We start from the raw sequence: 22,501 nt of genomic DNA, 5'->3' as shown, positions 1-22,501 counted from the left end.
GAGGGGGGGCCGCGTTTGGGGGGTGGCCCCGGGGGGGGGGGGGGGCCGGCCGGCCCGGGGCCCGGGGGCCGCCGTGGGGGCGCGGGGGTCGGGCCTCGGGCCGCCGGGGGGGTGGGCCCGGCGGCCCGAGGGGGCGTCGGTGGGTCAGGAGGAGCCGAGCAGCAGCGGCCTGGCGAGCGGGGCGCGGGCGAGCAGCGGCAGCAGTTCGGCGGCCGGGCAGGCGCGGTGCGCGGTGACGCCGAGCGGGGCCGGGGCCAGCGGGATCAGCAGGTCGGCGGCCGGGTCGCCGTCGGGGCTGTGCAGCCACAGCGCCGTGGCGTACTGGCCGGGGAACGTCAGCAGCCGGGGCTGTTGGCGGGTCCGGGAGGTCTGGGTGAGCTGCCAGGCCTCGCGCAGCGCCCGGACCGTCGAGTCGAGGTAGGGGCCCGCGGTGAAGTGGGAGAAGGTGTGGCCCTCGGCGCTCTGCACCACCTCGGCGGCGGCGGCCACCTCGGCGCCGTCCTTGATCAGGAAGCGCCAGCCGGTGCGGCGGGCGGCCGGGAGCTCCGGGCGCCCGCCGGTCAGGACGTGCACCGCGAGGGGGTGGGCGGGGAGCAGCGGGCCGGTCGGATGACGCAGTGCTGCGGCGGCGGGCTGGCGCAGTGCGGTCTCCGAGTCGAGCGCGCCCAGGACGGCGCGCAGTGCGCTCGGCGGGGGCTGGGGGGTTTGCAGAGTCATGGCGGGGTCCGCCTCTCCAAGCGAGATCGGCGTGCGAGTGCGGCATACCGGCGTGGCGGACGACGCGTCTTCGGTGACGGGGGCCCGGCCGTGTCCGGTTGTGCAGGATCGCGGTGCCGGCGCGGTCGCCGCCGTCGACGAGGGCCTTCGGGGCGAGGCGGACCGGCCGGAGCGCTGTACCAATTCGAACAGATGCACAGGGTGATCTGTTTATCACAGGCTGTGGCGCCGGGCAAGTCCACAGTTCGTCTGATTTTCCGTCAGATGCCTTGCAATGCAAGCCAGTAGGCGCATTCGGGTATCGATCTTCGAGGTGGGCATGATGCTTGCACGGTCGGTCGACCGGGTGCTCGACGGGGTGGCTCTGGAGGAGGGGACCGTGGGCGAGAAGGTCGTGGCGACTCGCGCGGAACTGGCGGACCGACAGCTGTACCGGCGCAAGCTCCACGCGTGTCTCGAAGCGCTCGGACGGATGCTCCGCGAGGACCGCTTCGACCGGCCGCGGGCGGTGATGGGCCTGGAGATCGAGCTCAACCTGGCCGACGAGCAGGGCCTGCCGGCCATGAACAACGCGCAGGTGCTGAGCGCGATCGGCTCCAGCGACTTCCAGACCGAACTGGGCCGCTTCAACATCGAGGTCAACATCACGCCGCACCGGCTCTGCGGGCACGTCTTCGAGGAACTGCGCGAGGAGATCGACACCGGGCTGCGCTACGCCGACCGGCGGGCGGCCGAGGCGGGCGCCCGGATCGTCATGGTGGGCATCCTGCCGACCCTGGAACACGCCCACACCGGGCTCGACGCGATGAGCCACAACCAGCGGTACAGCCTGCTCAGCGACCAGATCCTGGCCGCCCGCGGCGAGGACATCGCCCTGGACATCGAGGGGGTCGAGCGCCTCCAGCTGGAGTCGATCACCATGGTGGCCGAGGCCGCCGCCACCTCGCTCCAGCTGCACCTCCAGGTGACCCCGGAGCGGTTCTCCTCGGTGTGGAACGCGGCCCAGGCGATCTGCGGGCCGCAGCTCGCGCTCGGCGCCAACTCGCCGTTCCTGTTCGGGCGGGAGCTGTGGCGGGAGACCCGTCCGGTGCTCTTCCAGCAGGCCTGTGACACCCGTACGGCGGAGCTCAAGGCGCAGGGCGTGCGCCCCATCACCTGGTTCGGCGAGCGCTGGGTGGACTCGGCGTACGACCTGTTCGAGGAGAACCTGCGGTACTTCCCCGCGCTGCTGCCGATCTGCGACGACGAGGACCCGCTGAAGGTTCTGGCCTCCGGCGGCGCGCCCAGGCTCGCCGAGATGCGGCTGCACAACGGCACCATCTACCGCTGGAACCGCCCGGTGTACGACATCGCGGGCGGGGTGGCGCACCTGCGGGTGGAGAACCGGGCCCTGCCGGCCGGGCCCACGGTGGCCGACACCCTGGCCAACGCCGCCTTCTACTACGGGCTGGTGCGGGTGCTCGCCGAGCAGCCCCGGCCGATCTGGACCCGGCTCCCGTTCGAACGGGCGGACGAGAACTTCCAGCAGGGCGCCCGGTACGGCATCGACGCGGTGTTCCAGTGGCCGCGCTCCGGGCGGGCCGGGCGCGGCGGCGGGCTGCAGACCGTGTCCGCCGTCGACCTGGTGCTGAACGAGCTGCTGCCGATGGCCCACCAGGGCCTCGACGAGTGGGGCGTGGAGCCCGCCGACCGGGACCGCTACCTGGGCATCATCGAGCAGCGCTGCCTGCGCCGCGCCAACGGCGCGTCCTGGCAGGTCGCGACCTTCCACCGGCTGCGCGAGCAGTACGGGATGGACCGGCCGGCCGCGCTCGCGGCGATGACCAGGCGCTACGCCGAACACATGCGAGGCGGGGAACCGGTGCACACCTGGCCGGTGGGCTGACCCCCGGGAACCCGCCTCCCCGCCGGGGCGTCCCGGCGGTTGTGTCAGGATGATCGCTCCGGCGGTCGGCCGACGGCCGGAGCGACCGCCCCTCCGCTGGAGCCCCCGTGACCACCGTCCCGACCGCGCCGGAGACCGCGAAGCCCACCCGTCGGCTGTTCGGCGCGGAACTGCTGATCGTCCTCGGCCTCTCCCTCGGGGCCAGCGGGATCAGCGCGCTGATCAGCTTCACCGGCTCGCTCACCGAACCGCTCAAGCTCGGCCAGCAGGTCGCCACGCTGAACGGCTCGCGGGCGCCCGGGCGGCCCTGGCTGGACCTCGTCTGGCAGCTGTACTACATCGGGCGCGGGCTGATGCCGGTGGTGCTGGTCGGCTACCTGCTGGTGCGCGAGGGCGTCACGCTGCGGGTGCTGGGCTTCGACCTCGGGCAGAAGCTGCGCGACCTGGGGCGGGGCGCCGCCGTCGCGGCCGCGATCGGCGGGTCGGGGCTGGCGCTCTACCTGGCCTCGCAGGCGGCCGGGTACAACCTCACGGTGGCGCCGTCCGGGCTGCCGGACGTGTGGTGGCGGGTGCCGGTGCTGGTGCTGTCGGCCTGGCAGAACGCCATCCTGGAGGAGGTCGTCGTCCTCGGCTACCTGCTGCGCCGGGTGGGGCAGTTGGGGTGGTCGTGGCCAGCCTCAGTGGTGGCGAGTTCGGTGCTGCGCGGCTCGTACCACCTGTACCAGGGGGTCGGTGGGCTGATCGGAAACATGGTGATGGGCGTGGTGTTCTGCCTGCTGTACCGGCGCTGGGGGCGGGTGATGCCGCTGGTGGCGGCGCACGCGCTGATCGACACCGTGGCCTTCGTCGGGTACGCCCTGCTGGCCGGGCACGTCAGCTGGCTTCCGACCCCTTGAGCGAGAGCGCCTGGCCGCGCGGCGGACGGGAGAGCAGCCGGTCGACGTGCCGGCGTTCCAGGCCCTGGCCGGGGTCGACGGGCAGCAGCAGGCGGTCCCGGCGCCACTGGGAGCGGCGGACCAGCCGCGGTGGGATGACGTCGTCCACCCAGGCGAACGGCCGGCCGTCGGCGTAGCGCAGCAGCGGGGCCCACTTGGCGGCGGAGAACAGCTCCATCAGCGGGACGCGCGGGTCGCCGGGCTGCGGGACGTAGCCGGTGAAGGTGACCACGGGGAGCGGGTCCAGGCCGATCGCGGGGGCGATGTGGGTGTTGGCGTGCTCCTCCCAGGTGGTGGCCCAGACCAGGTCGTACGTTCCGGCGAGCTCGCGCAGCCAGGCGCCGTGCCGGGCGGACAGCAGGACGGTGTAGCCGAACAGGGTGTGGGCGTCGAACCCGGCGTCCGGGTGCGGGCAGACCGGGTTCAGGACGCCGTCGACGTCCAGGAACAGCAGTGGCTTCGGCACCGGTGGCCCCTCGGATGCGGTGGTGTTTCCTGCCTGTTCGGACGACCCTCGCACACCTCCGGTTGCCCGCGGGCGGGCGCACGCGGGGCGCACGGGGCGCTCACGGGGTGGGCGCGGGCTCGCCGACGGGCACCGGTGCGTCCGACGTGCCCCGACGGCTCAGCCGGCGGACCTGCGGGTCCAGCAGGACGACCGCGCTGAGCACCAGACAGGCGACGGCGCACGCCCAGAGCGCGCCGGACAGGCCGAGCGCCACGGCGGCGGGGCCGGCCAGCGCCGTGCCGACCGGGGCCAGCGAGTAGGAGCCGAGTTCGTCGTACGCGGACACCCGGGAGAACATCTCCTCGGGTATCTCCTGCTGGAGCGCCACCATCCAGTTGACGCTGAAGACGGTGACGCCGGCGCCGGACAGGAACATCGCGACGACCAGCAGCGGCAGCGGCACCTCGGCGGCGAGGGCCACGGCGGGCACGCCGAACAGGAAGACCCCCCAGTTGCCGACCAGCAGGATCCGGCGGGGTCGCCAGCGGGTCATCAACACGCCGGCGGCCACCAGGCCGACGCCGTAGGCGGACATCGCCAGGCCCCAGGCGCCCGCGCCGCCGAGGCGCTCCTTGGCGGCGGTCGGCCCGTACACCGACTCCACCGCGTTGATGCAGGCGACCAGCACGGAGAACTGGAGCACGATCACCCAGAGCCAGCGGCGGGAGGCGAACTCCCGCCAGCCCTCGCGCAGATCGCGCAGCATGCTGCTGCCGGTGGACGCGGGGCCCTGCTCCGGCTCCAGGAAGAAGCGGAGGACGGCGGCGGCCAGGAAGCACAGCGCGTCCAGGGCGAGCACCCAGCCGGGGCCGACGGCGGCGGTGAGGGCGCCGCCGAGGGCGGCGCCGCCGATCTGGGAGGCGTTGAGGCCCATCCGGAAGACCGCGAAGGCGCGGGCGGCGTGCTCCTGCGGGACGGCCTGCATGATCATGCCGCCGGAGGCGGGGGAGTAGAGGGCGTAGCCGGCCCCGCCGGCCGCGGAGAGCGCCAGCATCTGCCAGAGCCGGACCTCCCCGGTCAGTACCAGGGCGGCCAGGACGGCCTGGGAGACCCCGCTGAACACATTGGCGGCGACCATGATCAGGTGGCGCGGCAGCCGGTCGGCGAGGGTGCCGCCGACCACCATGAGCAGCACGGTGGGTACGAGCCGGGCGGCGGTGACGTAGCCGACCTCGGTGGTGGTGCCGCCGGTGCCGAGCACGGCGAAGGCGGTGGCGATGGGGGCGCCGGCGTTGCCGAGGCCGCTGATCACGGTGGCGGCGGTCTGGATGCGGAAGTTGCGGCTCGCCCAGGCGAAGCGACGCGGGGACGGGAGTGGGGTCGGCACCCGGAGACTATGCCGTGGGGCCGTACGGGTGTCCATCCGGTTTACCCGCCCGGAGGCCCGGAGCATGGGGTTTCGGCTGAGACGGCCCCATCGGCCGAGGTGGCCCCCTCAGCCGAGGTGGCCCCAGAGGAAGGTGAGGGTCCGGCGCCAGGCGATCCGGGCCTGGAGCGGGTCGTGGGTGCCGATCAGGTTCTCGTCGTTCATGAAGGCGTGCCCGGCCGGGTAGAAGTGGATCTCCGGGCGGACGTCGGTGGCCTCGCCGATCCGGATCGCCGCCTCGTCCACGGCGGCCATCGGGATCGAGCCGTCCAACTCGCCGAAGTGGCCCAGCACATGGGCGGTCAGTCCGCGGTAGTCGAAGTCCGGATCGGGCGGCAGGCCGTAGAACGGGACCACGGCGGCCACCTTGTCGCCGGCCCGGGCGGCCAGCAGCAGGGCGAAGCCGCCGCCCATGCAGAAGCCGACCACGCCGACCGCGTCGCCGACCACGCCGTCCAGGGCGAGCAGGTGGTCGACGGCCCCGGCCAGGTCCTCCACCGCCCGGTCGACCGGGAGCTCGCGCTTGAACCGGGCGGCCTCGGCGCCGTCGTGGGTGGTGGCGCCGCCGAACAGGTCGGGGGCCAGGACGGTGAACCCCTCGGCGGCGAAGCGGTCGGCCACGTCGGCGATGTGCGAGGTGAGCCCCCACCACTCCTGCACCACCACCAGGCCCGGCCCGACCCCCTGCGGCGGGCGGGCCAGGTAGCCGTGCGCGGTACGGCCGTTGCTCGGGAAGGTGACGTTCTGCCGGGAGCCGCCCTGGTCAGGCATGGCTTCCTCTCGGTGGGTCGGGCCGCGTGCGGCGGGTGTTCGGCGGGGCGGGCCGGGTCAGCCCATCTCCTCCAGGGCACGGCCCTTGGTCTCCTTGATGCAGAAGACCACGAACGGGATGGAGAGCAGGGCGAAGGCCGCGTAGATGACGTACGTCGCCGAGAGGTTCCAGTCGGCGAGGTCCGGGAAGCTGACGGTGATCGCCCAGTTGGCGATCCACTGCGCCGAGGCGGCGACGGACAGCGCCAGCGCGCGGATCCGGTTGGGGAACATCTCGCCGAGCAGGACCCAGACCACCACGCCCCAGGAGAAGGCGAAGCAGAGCACGAAGACGTGCGCCGCGATCAGGGCGACGGTGGCGTGGGTGTTGTCCAGGGTGGCGGTGCTGCCGGTGCCCTCCCGGTAGGAGAACGCCCAGGCGGCGGTGCCCAGCGCGGCCGCCATGCCGATCGAGCCTGCCAGGGCGAGCGGCTTGCGGCCGATCCGGTCCACCAGGGCCATCGCGATCACCGTACCGATCACGTTGATGATCGAGGTGGAGAGGCTGATCAGCAGCGAGTTGGACTCGTTGATGCCGACCGACTGCCACAGGAAGGACGAGTAGTAGAAGATCACGTTGATGCCGACGAACTGCTGGAACACCGAGGCGCCGATGCCGACCCAGACGATCGGCAGCAGGCCGAAGCGGCCGCCGAGCAGGTCCTTGAGCCGGGGCTTGTGGGTGGACTCCAGCACCGAGCGGATCTCCGCCACCCGGGCGTCCAGGTCCACGCCCTCGCCCTCGACCTCCGCCAGCACCTTGCGGGCCTGCTCCTCGCGGTGGTCGGCGATCAGGAAGCGCGGCGACTCCGGGATGGCGAGCGCCATCAGCCCGTACACCAGGGCCGGGATGGCCTCGACACCGAGCATCCACTGCCAGGCCTGGATGCCGCCGAGGTGGTTGGTGGACTCGCCGCCGGCGGCCTGGTTGAGCGCCCAGTTGGCGAGCTGGGAGACGGTGATGCCGAGCACGATCGCCATCTGCTGGAAGGAGGCGAGCCGGCCGCGGTAGGCGGTCGGGGCGACCTCGGCGATGTAGGTGGGGGCGATCACCGAGGCGATGCCGATCGCGATGCCGCCGACCACGCGCCAGGCGGCGAGGGTCTCGATGTTCGGCGGGAACATCGAGCCGATGCCGCTGGCCGCGAACAGCGCGGCGGCCAGCAGCATCGTGCGGACCCGGCCGAGGTGGTCGGCGAGCCGGCCGGCGAGCACCGCTCCCAGGGCCGAGCCGAGCAGGGCGATGGCCACCACGAAGGCGGTGGTGCCGTGGCCCACCGCGAAGTGCTTCTGGATGCCCGTCACGGCACCGTTGATCACCGCGCTGTCGTAGCCGAACAGGAAGCCGCCCATGGCGGCGGCCGCCGAGATGAACACCACGTGGCCGAGGTGGGCCTCACCGGCCGCCCGTTGGCTGTTGACTGAGGACACGCGCGCTCCCGGGGGTCGACGGGCCCGCTCCGACGCCGAGTGGGCAGGGCTCGTCTCACATTCGAGCAGCGCGGCGGCCGACCTGCCCGAGTTGGCGGCCGACCGGGTGATCCGGGGTCAGCCGGTGGCGTGCGGCCCGTCGGTGCGCCGTCCGGTGGTGCGCGGGAGGTCGGAGCGCGGGGCGTTGTCCGGGGGGCCGGCGGGGCCCCGCGGTGCGGTGCGCGGCCCGTCGGTGCGCCGCCGGTGACGGCGGAGCAACTGGGCGCGGGCGGCGGCGTACTGGTCCCGGCCGCGCCCCGGGCCGTCGGCGCGCTCGGCGAGCCGGTCGGCGATCGCGTACTGTGCCTCGGCCGGCTTCTTGTCGTCGTACTTGAACTTGGCCCGCACCTCGTCGACGGTCAGCCGGAGCGCGCGCAGCCCGGGCAGCTGCCGGGCCAACTCGCCCTCGCCGGGCACCACCCGGACCTCCGGCGTCTCCGGCTGGAAGTGCGCCAGCTGGCGGTTGAGGATCTCCGCCTTGCCGGCCGCGGACTCCACCACCTCGGCGGTGCAGTGGAAGTGGACGGAGGCGTAGTAGCTGGTGGGTGTGCCCGGTGCGCCGCGCCAGTGGCCCGGCGCGAAGGCGTAGCCGTCGGTGACCGCGAGGGTGACCTTCGGGTCGGCCCGGACGGCGGCCAGCAGCGGGTTGGGCGCGGCGAGGTGGAGCAGGATCTCGCCGTGTTCGACGTCCAGCAGGAAGTGGGTCGGGACCAGCACCGGGCCCTCGCCGGGGCCGCCGTTGGCGGCGAGCAGGCCGAAGTCGCGGCCCTCGGCGAGCCAGGCCCGCCACTCGGCCTCGTCGCCGCGGTCCCAGGATCTGATCAGCACGGGTGCGCCTCCCGTCAGCGGGGGTAGCCGCGCAGGTGCGCGGGGAGCGGGACGGTGGTGCCGGGGTGCGGCTCGGGGGTGCCGTGCACCGCGGTGACCGGGATCAGGCCGGACCAGTACGGCAGGTCGGCGTCCTCCGGGTCGTCGTCGGCGCCGTCCTCGCGGGTCTTGGCCGAGACCTCGTCCAGCTCCAGCCGGAGGACGGCGGTGGCGGCGAGCTCCTTGGCGTTGGCCGGACGGACCTCGGCGGAGCGCCCCGGTATCGCGTGGTCGACCAGGGCGGCGAGCGCGACGTCCAGTTCCTCGGGGTCGGTGACCTGGTGCGCGGTGCCGTGGGCGACCACCGAGCGGAAGTTCACCGAGTGGTTGAACGCGGACTTGGTCAGCACCAGCGCGTCGACCTGGGTGACGGTGACGCAGACCGGCATGCCCTGCTCGCCGGAGGCGTTGCGCATCGGGCGGCTGCCGGTGGAGCCGTGGACGTAGAGCCGGCCGCCGACCCGGGCGAAGATCGTCGGCAGCACCACGGGGGCGCCGTCGACCACGAAGCCGAGGTGGCAGATGTAGGCACTGTCGAGGATGGCGTGGATCGCCTCCTGCTCCCAGGTGGCCCGGTCCCGGTAGCGGGTGGGGGTGGTCCTGGCGGTGCGGGAGTAGCTGGGCGACCCTTCCGGGGTGGCTGACATGACATCCTCTACGTACTAGTGCATAATTTGCTTTGTGCTAGGAGACTATCCGCTGAAGGGGCGACGCGCCAGCGAAATCGCGGCCCACATCGAGCAGGGCGTGAGCAGCGGGCGACTCGCCCCCGGAACCGCTCTGCCCCCGCTGCGCGACCTCGCCGCCGAACTGGGCGTCAACCCCAACACCGTCGCCGCGGCCTACCGGCTGCTGCGCGACCGCGGCGTGATCGAGACCGCCGGCCGCAAGGGCAGCCGCATCCTGCCCAGACCCGCGCTCACCCCGCGCGACCAGATCCGCATCCCCGTCCCGCCGCACGCCCGCGACCTGTCCACCGGCAACCCCGACCCGGCCCTGCTGCCCGACCTCGCCCCGGCCCTCGCGGCCGCCGCCGAGGCCGCGCGCACCGACCCGGTGCTGTACGGGCACGCCGCCGTCGACCCGCAGCTGCTCGCACTCGCCCGCGCCTCCTTCGAGGCCGACGGCCTGCCCGGCGGCCCGATCGCCGTCGCCTCCGGCTCGCTGGACACCATCGAACGGATCCTCGGCGCCCGGCTGCGCCCCGGCGACGCGGTGGCCGTCGAGGACCCGGGCTGGGGCAGCCTGCTCGACCTGCTGCCCGCGCTGGGCCTGAAGCAGGTGCCCGTCCGGCTGGACGACGAGGGCCCGCTGCCGGAGGCGCTGGCCGCCGCGCTGGCCGAGGGCGTCCGGGCCGTGGTGGTCACCAGTCGGGCGCAGAACCCGACCGGGGCGGCGCTCACCGCGCGGCGGGCCGAGGCGCTGAGGGCCGTACTGGCCGAGCACCCCGGGGTGCTGCTGATCGAGGACGACCACGGGCACGGCATGGTCGACCAGCCGTACCACCCGCTGGTCGGCCCCGGCACCCGGAACTGGGCGGTGGTGCGCTCGGCGGCCAAGGCGTACGGGCCGGACCTGCGGGTCTCGGTGGCGGTCGGCGACGCGGAGACGATCGGGCGGGTGGCGGGCCGGATGCGGCTGGGCGCCGGCTGGGTCAGCCACCTGCTGCAGCGCACCGTCGCGGAGCTGTGGCGCGGCGACGCCGCGCCGGCGGACCGGGTGGCCGCCGCGTACCGGGCCCGGCGCGACGCGCTGCTGGGCGAGCTGGCGGCCCGTGGGATCGCGGCGCACGGGCGGAGCGGACTGAACGTCTGGGTGCCGGTGCCGGACGAGACCTCGGTGCTGGCGGCCCTGGTGCAGCGCGGCTGGGTCGCGGCGCCCGGCGCGCGGTACCGGATCCAGTCGCCGCCCGGGCTGCGGTTCACCACGGCGCGGCTGGAGGCGGCGCAGGCGCGGGAGCTGGCGGAGGACCTGGCGGCGGTGTTGGGGGCGGGCGGGGGCGGGTCGCGGCTGGTGTGAGCCCGTGGGTCGGTGCGCCGTGGGCCGGGTGGGGCAGGTGTGGCGGGCGTGAACCGCGGGCGGCATCCGGTCGTCGCCCGCCCGCCTGGTCTGAACCCGGCGGTAACAAAAGCGGAAACCTCCCGCAGATGCCTAGCGGTGGCGAGCGCGGGCATGTCATCTTTCATCGCGCCACCGGCCGGCGGCCCACCCTCACCCAGGCATCCTCCCGTTCCCCATTCCTCGGGAGGATCGAGCCGCAGGAGTTCCGCAGTGCCCGAGAACTGTTCGAGCATGACCCGCAACACCCGCAGCACCCGCAGTACCCGTCGTCCCGGCCGGCGGCTGCTGGCCGCAGCCCTCGCGCTCCCGCTCGTCGTCGCGGGCCTGGCCGTCGCCTCGCCGGCCTCCGCCGCACCGGCCGCACCGACCGCCGTGCCGTCCGGGCCCACCGCCAGCGTCACGCTCGGCGACAGCTACATCTCCGGCGAGGCCGGCCGCTGGAAGGGCAACTCGGCGGGCACCAGCGGCAGCCGCAACGGCACCGACCGGGCCTGGACCGGCAGTGCGTACGACGCCTCGCGGGTCTACGGCGCCACCGCCGCGAGCGGATGCGACCGCTCGGACGTCTCCGAGGTGCTCAGCGCCTCGACCGGGGCCCAGAACGAGATCGACCTGGCCTGCTCCGGAGCCGTCAGCGCGAACGTCTTCCGCGCCTCCAACGGCGGCCAGTCGCTCAAGGGCGAGGCCCCGCAGGCCGACCAACTCGCCACCGTGGCACGGCAGAACAACGTCAAGCTGATCACCCTGTCGATCGGCGGCAACGACCTGGGCTTCTCGGACGTCATCTCCACCTGCGTGAAGGACTACCTGGTCTGGTACTCCTACTGCCACTACTCCGCGCAGTCCCAGATCGACGACAGGATGCCCGCCGCGATGGCCGGGGTCGGCAAGGCGGTCGACGAGGTCCGCGCGGTGATGGCCGACGCCGGCTACGCGCAGTCGGACTACCGCCTGGTGCTGCAGTCCTACCCGTCGCCGATCCCGCGCGGCGCCGAGATGCGCTACCCGGAGAGCGGCTGGACCCGCTCCAACACCGGCGGCTGCCCGTTCTGGGACGGGGACGCCGACTGGGCCCGCGACTCCATGGTGCCGCAGATCTCGCGGGCGCTGGCGGGCGTCGCCGCTGCCAAGGGCGCGCAGTTCCTGGACCTGTCGGACATGCTGCAGGGCCGCGAGGTCTGCTCGACGGCCACCAAGCAGCCGACCGCGAGCACCGGCCCGTCCGCGACCACCAGCGAGTGGGCGCGCTTCCTGGACGGCGGGCTCAACTCCACGCAGGGCGTGCTGCAGGAGTCGATGCACCCCAACTACTACGGCCAGCAGGCGGTCGGGCGCTGCCTGACGCTGCTGTGGGCGCGTCCGAGCGGTGACTACGCGTGCCGCAACACGGCCGGGCAGGACGCGGGCGGGATGTACCTCACCGCTCGGTGACCGCGCGCCCGACGGCGCGCCGACCGCGTGACACGGCGCCCCCGCAGCCTCGGCCGCGGGGGCGCCGTACGGCCGTCGCTCAGCCCTTGGCGAGCAGCGACTGGGCGTGCGCGCGGACCTGGTCCTTCGTCAAGTACGCGTCGGTGTACTCGAAGTCCTGCAGGCGGGCGGGCTGGCGGGCGAGGAAGCCGGTGCGGACGAAGTCGTCGCCGGCGGTCGCGTTGAGCAGCCAGTTGGCGCCCACCCGGAACTTGGCCGCGTTGGTCCGCATCGCCATCAGGTGGTAGCCGCGCGCCACCAGCTGGGCGGGCACCCCGCGCAGCTCCACGCCGAGCGGCTTGGAGACCGCGTCCTTGCCGCCGAGGTCGACGACCAGGCCCAAGTCCTTGTGGTAGTACGGCTCCAGGGGGCGGCCGTGGAGCGAGGCGATCAGGTTGTTCGCGACCGCGCGGCCCTGGCGGGCGGAGTGCTGGGCGGTCGGCGGGCAGACCGCGCCGTCGCCCTTGGCGAGGTCGGGGACGGCGGCGGCGTCGCCGATCGCGAACACGCCCTCGAACTGCGGCACCCGCATCTCCGCCGTCACGGCGAGCCGGCCGCGGACCGTCTCGGCGTCCAGGGTGCCGATCAGCGGGCTCGCGGCCACGCCGGCGGTCCAGATCAGGGTGCGGCAGGGGAGCACCCGGCCGTCGGTGAACTTGACGGTCTCGGCGCCGACCTCGGCCACCGAGACGCCCAGCGACACCTCGATGCCGCGCTCGCGCAGCACCTCCAGGGCGGCCTCGCCGAGCGGATCGCCCAGCTCCGGCATCAGCTTCGGGGCGATGTCGATCAGGTGCCACTTGATCTGCCGGGCGTCCAGGCGCGGGTAGCGGTGGGCGGCGGCGGTGGTCAGGCGCTGGAGGCAGGCGGCCGTCTCGGTGCCCGCGTAGCCGCCGCCGACGACCACGAACTGGAGCCGGGACTCGCGCTCCTTCTGGTCCAGGGTGGCGGAGGCGAGGTCGAGCTGGGCGATCACGTGGTCGCGGACGTAGGCCGCCTCGGCGAGCGTCTTCATGCCGCGGGCGTAGTCGGTGAGGCCGGGGATGTCGAAGGTGCGGGTGACGCTGCCGGGGGAGAGCACCAGGTAGTCGTACTTCTGCGCGACCACCTCGTCGGTGATCTTGCGGACGACGCACACCTTGGAGGCCGGGTCCACGCCGATGGCCCCGCCGGGGACGATGTGGGTGCGGCGCAGCGAGCGGCGCAGGGAGACGGCCACGGACTGCGGGGTCAGGACGCCGGCCGCGACATGGGGGAGGAGGGGGAGGTAGAGCTGGTAGCTGAACGGCGTGACCAGCGAGATCTCGGCCTCCGACGGTGACAGCTTGTGTTCGAGTCGGCGGGCGCACTCCAGGCCGGCGAAGCCACCGCCCACGATCAGGATCCGAGGTCGTTCCATCGCTCATCCCTTTGCCGTGAAGGTCCCCATTACTGTCCGCCACACTCGCACGGAGCAGCGGGGGCTGCCACCGGGGTGGGGCCGTGGGGGTGGGGGAGAACGGCGGTGCGGCGGTGGGGGAGCAGCGGGGCGGGTGGGGGAGAGCGGCGGCGCGGCGGTGGGGTCGGAGCGGGTGGGGCGGTGACACCGATAGGCTGTCGGCCGTGCTACCCGAGGTGACGGCGATCCGGTACGTGACGCCACTGCGAGAAGGCGGCTCGATGCCGGGCCTGGTCGAGGCCGACGATCGGCGGCTGTACGCGCTGAAATGGGTCGGTGCGGCGCAGGGCCGCAAGGCGTTGGTCGCGGAGGTGCTGGCCGGGGAACTCGGTCGGCGGCTCGGGCTGCCGGTGCCGGAGCTGGTGACGATCGACCTGGACCCGGTGCTCGCGCGCAGCGAGCCGGACCACCAGGTCCAGGACCAGATGCGGGCCAGCGGCGGGACCAACCTCGGGATGGCCTTCGTCAGCGGCGCGCTCAACTTCGACCCGCTCTGCTTCGAGGTGGAGCCGGAGCTCGCCGGGCAGGTGCTCTGGTTCGACGCGCTGATCGGCAACGTCGACCGCTCCTGGCGCAACCCCAACCTGCTGGTGGCCACCGGTGGGCTGCGGCTGATCGACCACGGCGCGAGCCTGATCTTCCACCACAACTGGCCGGGCGCCGCCTCCTGGGTCCGCCGTCCGTACGACGCCTCCGACCACGCGCTGCTGCGGGCCCGGCCGGACGTGGCGGCGGCCGACAAGGCGCTCGCGCCGCTCGCCGAGGCGGCGATCGAGGGCGCGGTGGCGCAGATCCCCGAGGTCTGGCTGGTGGACGAGTTCGGCTTCGACTCGCCCGACGAGGTGCGCGCCGCGTACCGTGCCCAGCTGACCGAGCGACTGGCCGGTCCGCGCGACTGGCTGCCGGAGGTGCCCGCATGACCGAGCCCGCGCTGTCCGCGCTGCCGGCCACCGTCGAACTGCACGACTACGAGTACGCCGTGATCCGCGCGGTGCCGAGGGTCGAGCGCGGCGAGTGCGTCAACGTCGGGGTGCTGCTGTACTGCCGGCAGAGCTCGCACCTGGCGGCCCGTACCCATCTGGACCAGGCCCGGCTGCTGGCGCTGGACCCGGTGGCGGACGTCCAGGGCGTGCGGCGGGCGCTGCACGGGATCGAGGCGGTCTGCCACGGCGGGCCGCAGGCCGGTCCGGCGGCGGGGGACAGCCCCGGGCAGCGGTTCCGCTGGCTGACCGCGCCGCGCAGTGCGATCGTCCAGCCGGGGCCCGTGCACACCGGGCTGACCGCGGATCCGGAGGCGGAGCTGCGGCGGTTGTTCGACCAGTTGGTGCTCTGACACCGGGGGCCGGGGCGGTTCGTCGACGGTTGCCCTGGTCAAAGCTTGAGATACTGAAGCACCTGGCCGTACGCTGGCCCCATGGGTTCGACAGCGACGACGACCGTACCGACCAACGCCGAGTTGATGGAGGCGTTGGCCGCCGTCGGTGCCGCGTACTTCCAGGACTTCGCGGCGGCCGCGGCCCGGCACGGGCTCTCCTCCTCGCAGGCCAAGGCGCTGGGCGCGGTGCAGGAGCCGGTGCCGATGCGGGCGCTGGCCGGCCGGCTGGGCTGTGACGCGTCGAACGTCACCGGGATCGTGGACCGGCTGGAGTCGCTGGGTCTGGCCAACCGGGAGGCGGCGGCCGGTGACCGCCGGGTGAAGATCGTGGTGATCACGGCCGAGGGCCGGGAGATCCTCAACCGCATCCGCGGCGAGATGGCCCGGACCCACCAGGCCTTCGAGGCGATGGACGACGAGCAGCGGATCGCGCTGCACTCCATCTGCGCCCAGGTGCTGCCGGTGCTGGCCGGCCGTACGGGCGGCGCGCAGTAGCGCGCGCAGAAGAGAACGCGCCGCCCGCGCCGCCCGCGCGCCGTCCCGGTCAGAGCAGCCCGGCGAGTTCCGGTGGCAGCGGCCGGTGGTGGAGCAGGGTGAGTGAGCGGGTGGTCCGGGTCAGGGCGACGTAGAGGTCGCGCGGGGCGAGTCCGGCCGGCTCGACGACGACCACCGCGTCGAACTCCAGCCCCTTGGCGTCCGCGACGGTGAGCGCGTCCAGCTCGGCCGCCAGGGTGTCCGGGGCGATCACGCCCAGGGTGCCCGGGCCGCCGGTCAGCCGGGTGAGCGCCGCGGCGAAGTCGCCGTCCGGGACGGGGACGGCGCGGGGCCGCTCGGTGCCCGGGCGGATGGACTCGGGCGGCCGGTGGTCGGGCAGGGCGGTGCGCAGCACGGCGGTGGCGAGGGCCATGACGGGCTCCGGCGTGCGGTAGTTGACGGTCAGCCGTTCCTCGCGCCAGCGGCCGGGCAGGTGCGGGTCGAGCATGTCGGCCCAACTGCGGGCGCCGGCGGGCGATCCGGTCTGGGCGAGGTCTCCCACGATGGTGAGCGAGCTGGTCGGGACGCGCCGCAGGACGGCGCGCCAGGCCATCGCGGACAGCTCCTGCGCCTCGTCCACGACGACGTGGCCGTACGCCCAGGTGCGGTCGGCGGCGGCGCGTTCGGCGGTGGAGCGGTACGGGCCGTTGTCACGGAAGCGCTCGGCGAGGGCGGCGGAGTCCAGCAGGGCGTCGTCGGTCTGCCCGGTGATGGTCAGCACGCCCTGGGCGAAGGCGAGTTCGTCCGGGTCGTTGTCGGTCGGGGTGGATTCCCGTGCCGTGCCGAGGAGTTCGGCGGCCTCGTCGAGCAGTGGGACGTCCTCGACCGTCCAGTCCGACCCGGGCTGGCGGAGCAGGGCGGATGCCTGGTCGGGGGCCGTTTCGGTGAGCAACTCCCGGTCGGTGAGCAGTCGTTCGAGCAGTTGCCGGGCGGTGAGCCGGGGCCAGAGCGGGTCGAGCGCGGCGCGGACGTCCGGCCGTTCCCACAGCTCGCGCGGGGCGTAGTGGGCCTCCTCGTCGTCGTACGGGCGGCCGAGGGCGAGTGCCTGGGCGATGGCGAGGGCGTCGAGCAGGGTGCTCAGGTAGAAGCCGCGGGCCCGGTTGTGCGGCACCCGCAGGCCTCGGGCGGCGTCCCGGGCCTCGGCGCAGGCCCGGGCGGAGACCCGCAGCCCGTCGCCGAGGTCCAGGCCGTCGGCGGGGGCCGTCTGGTGGGCGGCCAGGGCGCGGCGGAGCACCCCGGCCATCCAGGGGCCGCCCTTGGCCAGGGCGGCGGCGGGCGCGTCGGTGCGGGTGGCGGTGACGCCGGGGAGGAGCTCGCCGACGGTGCGCAGTACCACCTCGGTCTCGCCGAGGGCGGGCAGCACCTGGTCGATGTACCGCAGGAAGCCGGGGTTGGGGCCGATCACCAGCACGCCCCGGCGCTCCAGTGCGGCGCGGTGGGTGAACAGCAGGTAGGCGGCGCGGTGCAGGGCGGCCAGCGTCTTGCCGGTGCCGGGGCCGCCCTGGACCACCAGGGCGCCGGGCAGCGGGGAGCGGATCACCCGGTCCTGCTCGGCCTGGATGGTGGCGACGGCGGTGCCCATCCGGCCGGTGCGCTCGCGGCCGAGGGCGGCGAGCAGTGCGGCCTCGCCGACCAGGCCGCGCCGGCCGGACTCGTCCAGCCCGGCGAGGTCGAGCGCCTCGTCGTCCAGCCCGGTGAGGGTGCGGCCCCGGGTGTGCAGGTGGCGGCGGCGCACGACCGGGCCCGGACGGGCGGGGGTCGCGGTGTAGAAGGGGCGGGCGGCCGGGGTGCGCCAGTCGAGCAGCAGCGGTTCGTACGCGTCGTCGGTCAGGCCGGTGCGGCCGATGTAGTGGACGGTGCCGTCGCGCTCGTCGAGGAGGCCGAAGCACAGGCCGCGTTCGACCGCGTCCAGCCGGGCCGCGTGGCGGGCGGCCTCGCGGGCGCGCACCTCGCGTTCCAGCCGGGCCTGGTGGGTGCCGCCGGGGGCGGCTCCGTCGTGGGCGCCGTCGGCGGTGCGGCGGGCCCGTTCGCGCACCGTGTCGAGCCGGGAGTAGAGCCGGGTGAGGCGGGCCTGCTCGGTGCGCAGGGCCGCGGTGAGGGCGTCGCCGGGGTTTCCCGCGACCACTGGATGTTCGCTCATCGGTGTGGTATCCTTGCGGTGAGAAGGTTGTGGTGCGTCATTTGAAAGGCGCTCAATTGACCCAGCCTACCCCGGCCGCCGACGTTCGGCGTGACCTCGGCTGTTACTCTTGCGAAGCGTGAGCGCGAAGCCCCAGATCCCCAATGTCCTGGCCTCCCGGTACGCCTCGGCGACCCTGGCCCAGCTGTGGTCCCCCGAGCACAAGGTGGTCCTCGAGCGCCACCTGTGGCTCGCCGTCCTGAAGGCCCAGCAGGACCTCGGCGTCGAGGTGCCGGCCACCGCCGTCGCCGACTACGAGCGGGTGATCGACCAGGTCGACCTCGGCTCGATCGCCGCCCGTGAGCGGGTCACCCGCCACGACGTCAAGGCCCGGATCGAGGAGTTCAGCGACCTCGCCGGGCACGAGCAGATCCACAAGGGAATGACCTCCCGGGACCTGACCGAGAACGTCGAGCAGCTCCAGATCCGCCAGTCCCTGGAGCACGTGCGCGACCGCACGGTGGCCGTCCTGGTGCGTCTGGCCAAGCTGTCCGCCCAGCACTCCGAGCTGGTCATGGCCGGCCGCTCGCACAACGTGGCCGCGCAGGCCACCACCCTGGGCAAGCGGTTCGCGTCGATCACCGACGAGCTGCTGGTCGCCTTCCGCCGCCTGGAGGAGCTGATCGCCCGCTACCCGCTGCGCGGGATCAAGGGCCCGGTCGGCACCGCCCAGGACATGCTGGACCTGCTCGGCGGCGACACCGACAAGCTGGCCGAGCTGGAGCGCCGGGTCGCCGGGCACCTCGGCTTCGACAACGTGCTGACCAGCGTCGGCCAGGTCTACCCGCGCTCGCTGGACTTCGAGGTGCTCACCGCCCTCGTCCAGCTGGCCGCCGCGCCGTCCAGCCTGGCCAAGACCATCCGCCTGATGGCCGGCCACGAGCTGGTCACGGAGGGCTTCAAGGAGGGCCAGGTCGGCTCCTCCGCGATGCCCCACAAGATGAACACCCGCTCCTGCGAGCGCGTCAACGGCCTGGCCGTCATCCTGCGCGGCTACGCCTCGATGACCGGCGAGCTGGCCGGCGACCAGTGGAACGAGGGCGACGTCTCCTGCTCGGTGGTGCGCCGGGTCGCGCTGCCGGACGCGTTCTTCGCCTTCGACGGCCTGCTGGAGACCTTCCTGACCGTCCTCGACGAGTTCGGCGCCTTCCCCGCCGTGATCGAGGCCGAGCTGGACCGCTACCTGCCGTTCCTCGCCACCACGAAGGTGCTGATGGGCGCGGTGCGCGCGGGCGTCGGCCGGGAGACCGGGCACGAGGTCATCAAGGAGCACGCCGTCGCCTCCGCGCTGGCGATGCGCGCGGGCGCCCGGGAGAACGAGCTGCTGGACCGGCTGGCCGCCGACGAGCGGATCCCGCTGGACCGGGCCGCACTGGACGCGCTGCTGGCCGACCGGCTGTCCTTCACCGGCGCGGCCGGTGCCCAGGTCGCCGAGGTCGTCCGCCAGGTGGAGGCCGTCGCGGCCGCCTACCCGGAGGCCGCCAAGTACGCGCCGGCCGACATCCTCTGACGTTCGGTCAGTTCAGAGTCGAGGGCCCTGCCGCCGGACCGGTGGCGGGGCCCTCGCGCGTCGTGGGGACGTGGCCGGGGTCGAGCGGCGGGGCGGTCGGTCCGCACGGCCAGTCGCAGTTCGGCTCGGCCACCGACTGCTCCTCGGGGGCGAGCACATTGCCCCGTACGGTCGCGGCCGCGATCAGCCCGCCGGCCACCAGGAGGCCCGCGCAGATCAGCATCGCGGTGTGGAAGGCGGAGTCGACCGCGGAGGGCACCCGGTAGGCGTCGCCGCTCAGCCCGGCCAGCGCCGGCAGGGCGGCCACCGCGAGCAGGCCGGCCGCGCGGGCGGCGGCGTTGTTGACCCCGCTGGCGATGCCGGCGTGCCGGACCTCGACGGCGGCCAGCACGGTCGCCGTCAGCGGCGCGACCAGCAGCGTCATCCCGCAGCCCAGCACCGTGACGGCGGGCAGCACGTCCACCCAGTACGAGGAGCCGGGGCCGATGCGCAGCATCAGCAGCACCCCGGCGGCGCACAGCAGGGGGCCGACGGTCAGCGGGACGCGCGGGCCGATCCGTTTGCCGAGGCGCCCGGCGCGCGCGGACAGCGCCAGCATCAGCACGGTGATCGGCACCAGGGCGAAGCCCGAGACCAGCGGCGAGAACCCGGACACGATCTGGAGCTGCACCACCAGCAGGAAGAAGACGCCGCTGAACGCCGCGTACACGCACAGGGTGACCAGGTTCACCGCGGTGAACAGCCGGGAGGAGAACAGCCCGAGCGGCAGCATCGGTTCGGGCGCCCGGCGCTCGACGGCCACGAAGGCGACGCCGAGCACCACCCCGATCACCCCGCTGACCCAGACCGCCGGGGACAGGCCCTCGCCGGCCGCGGTCAGCGCGTAGGTGATCGCGCCGAGCGCGAGGGCGGCGAGCACGGCGCCGAGCACGTCGAAGCGGCCGGTGGCGGCCTCGTCCCGGGTCTCCGGCACCGACCGGGTGGTCACCGCGATCACGGCGGCGGCGAGCGGCAGGTTCAACAGGAAGATCCAGCGCCAGCCGGGGCCGTCCACCAGCCAGCCGCCGAGGAAGGGGCCGATCGCGGCGGACACCCCGCCGAGGCCTGACCAGAGCCCGACCGCGGCCGAGCGGTCGTCGGGGTGGAAGACGGCCTGGAGCATGGCGAGCGAGCCGGGGGTGAGCAGCGCCCCGCCGATGCCCTGGACGGCGCGGGCGGCGATCAGCACGTGGATGTTCGGCGCCGCGGCGCAGGCCGCGGAGGCGATGGCGAACCAGACCACGCCGATCAGGAAGACCTTGCGCCGCCCGTACCGGTCGCCGAGCGCGCCGCCGAGCAGGATCAGGCCCGCCAGGGTGAGCAGATAGGCGTTCAGAGTCCATTGCAGGGACGCCAGGGAGGCGCCGAGGTCGGCGCCGATCCGGGGCAGGGCGACGTTCACCACGGTGCCGTCGAGCATCGCCATGCTGGAGCCGAGCACGGTCGCCAGTAGTACCCAGCGACCCTGCGCGGTGCCCAGGCGCAGGGTGCCGGCCTCGGAGGTGGCCACGGGCGAATCCTGCGCTGCCGGGGCGCACGTGACAAGGGTCACCGGTGGGTGTGTTGACGGTCGGCGGTACGTGAACGGGTGGCTGCGTTCCGTCGCCGATCTCGGCGCAGGGTCGTGGATCAGTGGCGGGGGGTGAATGGGTTGTGTACGCACCGTGGGGTCCGGTCTGCGGAGGGTTACCGGAACGGGGGAGATGGTTGCCCTTTCAAGAGATCGACATTGCTTCACCCGAACGGATGGGTTTTAGTTCAGCGACCGCCCGGCCAGTCCGGACGGATCCCCCGGGTGGAACGCCGAGTCCTGCCGCTGCCCGGTGGTTCGAAACGAACTCTGTACGGCAGGAGCGGGGGACCCACAGGTAAGTCGCCGGACCGGAGTTCGCGCCTCAGGGCGCGGGCGTCCAGGACCGGCTAGGGGTGAAGCCGCGCATGCGGCCGGGCAACTCCAGCCCGAACCCGACAGCTCACCTCGCAGGCGTCGGAGAGGAAAATTCCATGCCTGCTCAGGCTCGTCGTATCGCCCTGCCCCGCGCCGCCCGTATCGGCATCGCGACCGCCGTCACCGGTGTCTCCTTCGCCCTCCCGCTCGTCACCGCGGTGAGCGCCCAGGCCCACACCGTTCCGGCCGCCCCGGCCGCGCAGGCCGCCGCCTCCACGGACGCCAAGTCGGCCGCGCCGGCCGCTGCCCCGGCCACCCCGGCCGCGCAGGAGAGCTACCGCGTCGTCAGCGGCGACACCCTGTCCAAGATCGCCGACGCCAAGAACGTCGAGGGCGGCTGGCACGCGCTGTACGAGCAGAACCGCTCGGTCGTCGGCGCCAACCCGAACCTGATCTTCCCGGGCCAGCAGCTCGCACTGTCGGGCCACGCCGCCGCGCCGGCCGCCGATGCCGCCCCGGCCAAGCCGGCCGCCCCGGCGAAGCCCGCCCAGCCGGCCGCCCCGGCGACCCAGGCCGCCAAGCCGCAGGCCCAGGTCCAGGTGAAGACCGAGGCCGCCAAGCCCTCCGCCCAGCTCCAGACCCAGCTGCAGGTCGCCGCTCCGGCCGCGGTCGTGACCGCCACTCCGGTCGCCGCCGCCACCTCCGGCTTCGTCGCCCCGCTGGCCAACCCGAAGCTCGGCACCGCCTACGGCGTGGCCGGCTCGATGTGGGCCTCCGGCCACCACACCGGCCAGGACTTCGTCGCCTCCACCGGCACCCCGCTGCGCGCCGTCGCCAACGGCGTCGTGGTCAAGGCCGGCAACGGCGGCGCCTACGGCAACGAGGTCGAGATCAAGCTCGCCGACGGCCACTACGCCGAGTACGCGCACCTCTCCTCGATCGGCGTGAGGATCGGTCAGGCCGTCACCGTCGGCCAGCAGATCGGCCTCTCCGGCGCCACCGGCAACGTGACCGGCCCGCACCTGCACTTCGAGATCCGCAACGGCTCGGAGTACGGCTCGGACATCAACCCGGTCGCCTACCTGCGCGCGCACGGCGTCGCGCTCTGACCCGGGGCCGCTGAGCCTCGAGGGTTTTCGGAACCACCGCTGCTGCGGGGCGAATCGATCCTCCGGGATGGTCATGTCGGGTGACCGCTCGACCGGGTGATCGCCGCACGGCGGACATGGGCGCGGGACACGCCCAGGCCGGCCCGGCCGCTCGAGGACCTCCTCGTGCGGCCGGGCCGGCCGCTGCCGTTTCCTGGCCCGTCCGGTCGTGCCCCGGCCGTCCGGCGGGTTCCGGGTCGTGGGTGGGCCCGTCGGACGCGGCCGGAACAACACCCCACCCGCCGGGCCGCGGCCCCCGCGCGGGGGGGGGCCCGCGCGCCCAGCGGTGGGACAGACTCGT

19 protein-coding genes and 1 riboswitch are annotated in these 22,501 nt (G+C 74.0%); of the genes, 9 read left to right on the top strand and 10 right to left on the bottom strand.

Going from position 1 to position 22,501, the window contains the following annotated elements; genetic code table 11:
- Positions 1-144: 144 nt before the first annotated feature.
- Positions 145-717 carry a hypothetical protein gene (locus ACFWJ4_RS34685; protein ID WP_380551449.1) on the bottom strand — a complete coding sequence of 191 codons (573 nt, stop codon included), beginning with the start codon at positions 715-717 and terminating at the stop codon, positions 145-147.
- Between the two features lie 379 nt (positions 718-1,096).
- Here ACFWJ4_RS34685 and ACFWJ4_RS34680 point away from each other — a divergent pair, with 379 nt between their 5' ends.
- Positions 1,097-2,602 (top strand): glutamate--cysteine ligase, encoded by a 1,506-nt coding sequence (locus ACFWJ4_RS34680; protein WP_359907854.1) that lies wholly within the window; start codon positions 1,097-1,099, stop codon positions 2,600-2,602.
- A gap of 107 nt (positions 2,603-2,709) precedes the next feature.
- Complete coding sequence (locus ACFWJ4_RS34675) at positions 2,710-3,498, top strand: CPBP family intramembrane glutamic endopeptidase (RefSeq protein WP_380551446.1); 789 nt, start codon at positions 2,710-2,712, stop codon at positions 3,496-3,498.
- Here ACFWJ4_RS34675 and ACFWJ4_RS34670 read toward each other — a convergent pair.
- The 6 genes from ACFWJ4_RS34670 to ACFWJ4_RS34645 form a co-directional block, all read right to left on the bottom strand.
- Positions 3,476-4,003 (bottom strand): HAD domain-containing protein, encoded by a 528-nt coding sequence (locus tag ACFWJ4_RS34670; protein ID WP_380551443.1) that lies wholly within the window; start codon positions 4,001-4,003, stop codon positions 3,476-3,478. The genes ACFWJ4_RS34675 and ACFWJ4_RS34670 overlap by 23 nt on opposite strands.
- A 100-nt stretch (positions 4,004-4,103) precedes the next feature.
- Positions 4,104-5,372, bottom strand: a complete 1,269-nt coding sequence (locus ACFWJ4_RS34665) for an MFS transporter (protein WP_380551440.1) — start codon at positions 5,370-5,372, stop codon at positions 4,104-4,106.
- 108 nt (positions 5,373-5,480) lie between these two features.
- Positions 5,481-6,182: a dienelactone hydrolase family protein gene (locus tag ACFWJ4_RS34660; RefSeq protein ID WP_380551437.1), complete on the bottom strand. Its 702-nt coding sequence runs from the start codon at positions 6,180-6,182 to the stop codon at positions 5,481-5,483.
- A 57-nt stretch (positions 6,183-6,239) separates the two neighbouring features.
- Complete coding sequence (locus ACFWJ4_RS34655) at positions 6,240-7,652, bottom strand: sugar porter family MFS transporter (RefSeq protein ID WP_380551434.1); 1,413 nt, start codon at positions 7,650-7,652, stop codon at positions 6,240-6,242.
- A gap of 117 nt (positions 7,653-7,769) precedes the next feature.
- Positions 7,770-8,519 (bottom strand): FMN-binding negative transcriptional regulator, encoded by a 750-nt coding sequence (locus tag ACFWJ4_RS34650; RefSeq protein ID WP_380551431.1) that lies wholly within the window; start codon positions 8,517-8,519, stop codon positions 7,770-7,772.
- Positions 8,520-8,533: 14 nt separating this feature from the next.
- Entirely contained in the window at positions 8,534-9,205 is a 672-nt protein-coding gene (locus tag ACFWJ4_RS34645; RefSeq protein WP_380551428.1) for a pyridoxamine 5'-phosphate oxidase family protein, read from the bottom strand.
- Between the two features lie 34 nt (positions 9,206-9,239).
- Between ACFWJ4_RS34645 and ACFWJ4_RS34640 the strand changes: the two genes are divergently transcribed.
- Positions 9,240-10,577: an aminotransferase class I/II-fold pyridoxal phosphate-dependent enzyme gene (locus tag ACFWJ4_RS34640; protein WP_380551425.1), complete on the top strand. Its 1,338-nt coding sequence runs from the start codon at positions 9,240-9,242 to the stop codon at positions 10,575-10,577.
- A 273-nt stretch (positions 10,578-10,850) separates the two neighbouring features.
- Positions 10,851-12,050, top strand: a complete 1,200-nt coding sequence (locus tag ACFWJ4_RS34635; RefSeq protein WP_380551422.1) for a GDSL-type esterase/lipase family protein — start codon at positions 10,851-10,853, stop codon at positions 12,048-12,050.
- Positions 12,051-12,129: 79 nt separating this feature from the next.
- On the opposite strand, the gene ACFWJ4_RS34630 is transcribed toward ACFWJ4_RS34635, so the two are convergent.
- Positions 12,130-13,488, bottom strand: a complete 1,359-nt coding sequence (locus ACFWJ4_RS34630) for an NAD(P)/FAD-dependent oxidoreductase (RefSeq protein WP_359907826.1) — start codon at positions 13,486-13,488, stop codon at positions 12,130-12,132.
- Positions 13,489-13,691: 203 nt separating this feature from the next.
- Here ACFWJ4_RS34630 and ACFWJ4_RS34625 point away from each other — a divergent pair, with 203 nt between their 5' ends.
- From ACFWJ4_RS34625 to ACFWJ4_RS34615, 3 genes are all read left to right on the top strand, one after another.
- Positions 13,692-14,447, top strand: a complete 756-nt coding sequence (locus tag ACFWJ4_RS34625) for a HipA family kinase (protein ID WP_380551419.1) — start codon at positions 13,692-13,694, stop codon at positions 14,445-14,447.
- Positions 14,444-14,860 carry a DUF3037 domain-containing protein gene (locus tag ACFWJ4_RS34620; RefSeq protein WP_359907821.1) on the top strand — a complete coding sequence of 139 codons (417 nt, stop codon included), beginning with the start codon at positions 14,444-14,446 and terminating at the stop codon, positions 14,858-14,860. Before ACFWJ4_RS34625 ends, ACFWJ4_RS34620 begins: the two co-directional genes overlap by 4 nt.
- A gap of 81 nt (positions 14,861-14,941) precedes the next feature.
- Positions 14,942-15,397 carry a MarR family transcriptional regulator gene (locus ACFWJ4_RS34615; RefSeq protein WP_359907818.1) on the top strand — a complete coding sequence of 152 codons (456 nt, stop codon included), beginning with the start codon at positions 14,942-14,944 and terminating at the stop codon, positions 15,395-15,397.
- 49 nt (positions 15,398-15,446) lie between these two features.
- Here ACFWJ4_RS34615 and ACFWJ4_RS34610 read toward each other — a convergent pair whose 3' ends face one another.
- Positions 15,447-17,576 (bottom strand): HelD family protein, encoded by a 2,130-nt coding sequence (locus ACFWJ4_RS34610; RefSeq protein ID WP_380551416.1) that lies wholly within the window; start codon positions 17,574-17,576, stop codon positions 15,447-15,449.
- A gap of 109 nt (positions 17,577-17,685) precedes the next feature.
- Between ACFWJ4_RS34610 and purB the strand changes: the two genes are divergently transcribed.
- Positions 17,686-19,125 carry an adenylosuccinate lyase gene (gene purB / locus ACFWJ4_RS34605; RefSeq protein ID WP_380551413.1) on the top strand — a complete coding sequence of 480 codons (1,440 nt, stop codon included), beginning with the start codon at positions 17,686-17,688 and terminating at the stop codon, positions 19,123-19,125.
- Between the two features lie 7 nt (positions 19,126-19,132).
- Here purB and ACFWJ4_RS34600 read toward each other — a convergent pair whose 3' ends face one another.
- Entirely contained in the window at positions 19,133-20,674 is a 1,542-nt protein-coding gene (locus tag ACFWJ4_RS34600; protein WP_380551410.1) for an MFS transporter, read from the bottom strand.
- Positions 20,675-20,965: 291 nt separating this feature from the next.
- A riboswitch (cyclic di-AMP (ydaO/yuaA leader) is annotated at positions 20,966-21,166 on the top strand.
- A 2-nt stretch (positions 21,167-21,168) separates the two neighbouring features.
- Here ACFWJ4_RS34600 and ACFWJ4_RS34595 point away from each other — a divergent pair.
- Positions 21,169-22,161: a peptidoglycan DD-metalloendopeptidase family protein gene (locus tag ACFWJ4_RS34595; RefSeq protein ID WP_380551407.1), complete on the top strand. Its 993-nt coding sequence runs from the start codon at positions 21,169-21,171 to the stop codon at positions 22,159-22,161.
- The last annotated feature ends 340 nt before the right edge of the window (positions 22,162-22,501 follow it).

Source organism: Kitasatospora sp. NPDC127067 (assembly GCF_042724755.1).
Classification (GTDB): domain Bacteria; phylum Actinomycetota; class Actinomycetes; order Streptomycetales; family Streptomycetaceae; genus Kitasatospora; species Kitasatospora lactacystinica.
The sequence above is the reverse complement of the archived record's forward strand: the minus strand, read 5'-3'. Positions and strand labels throughout refer to the sequence as shown.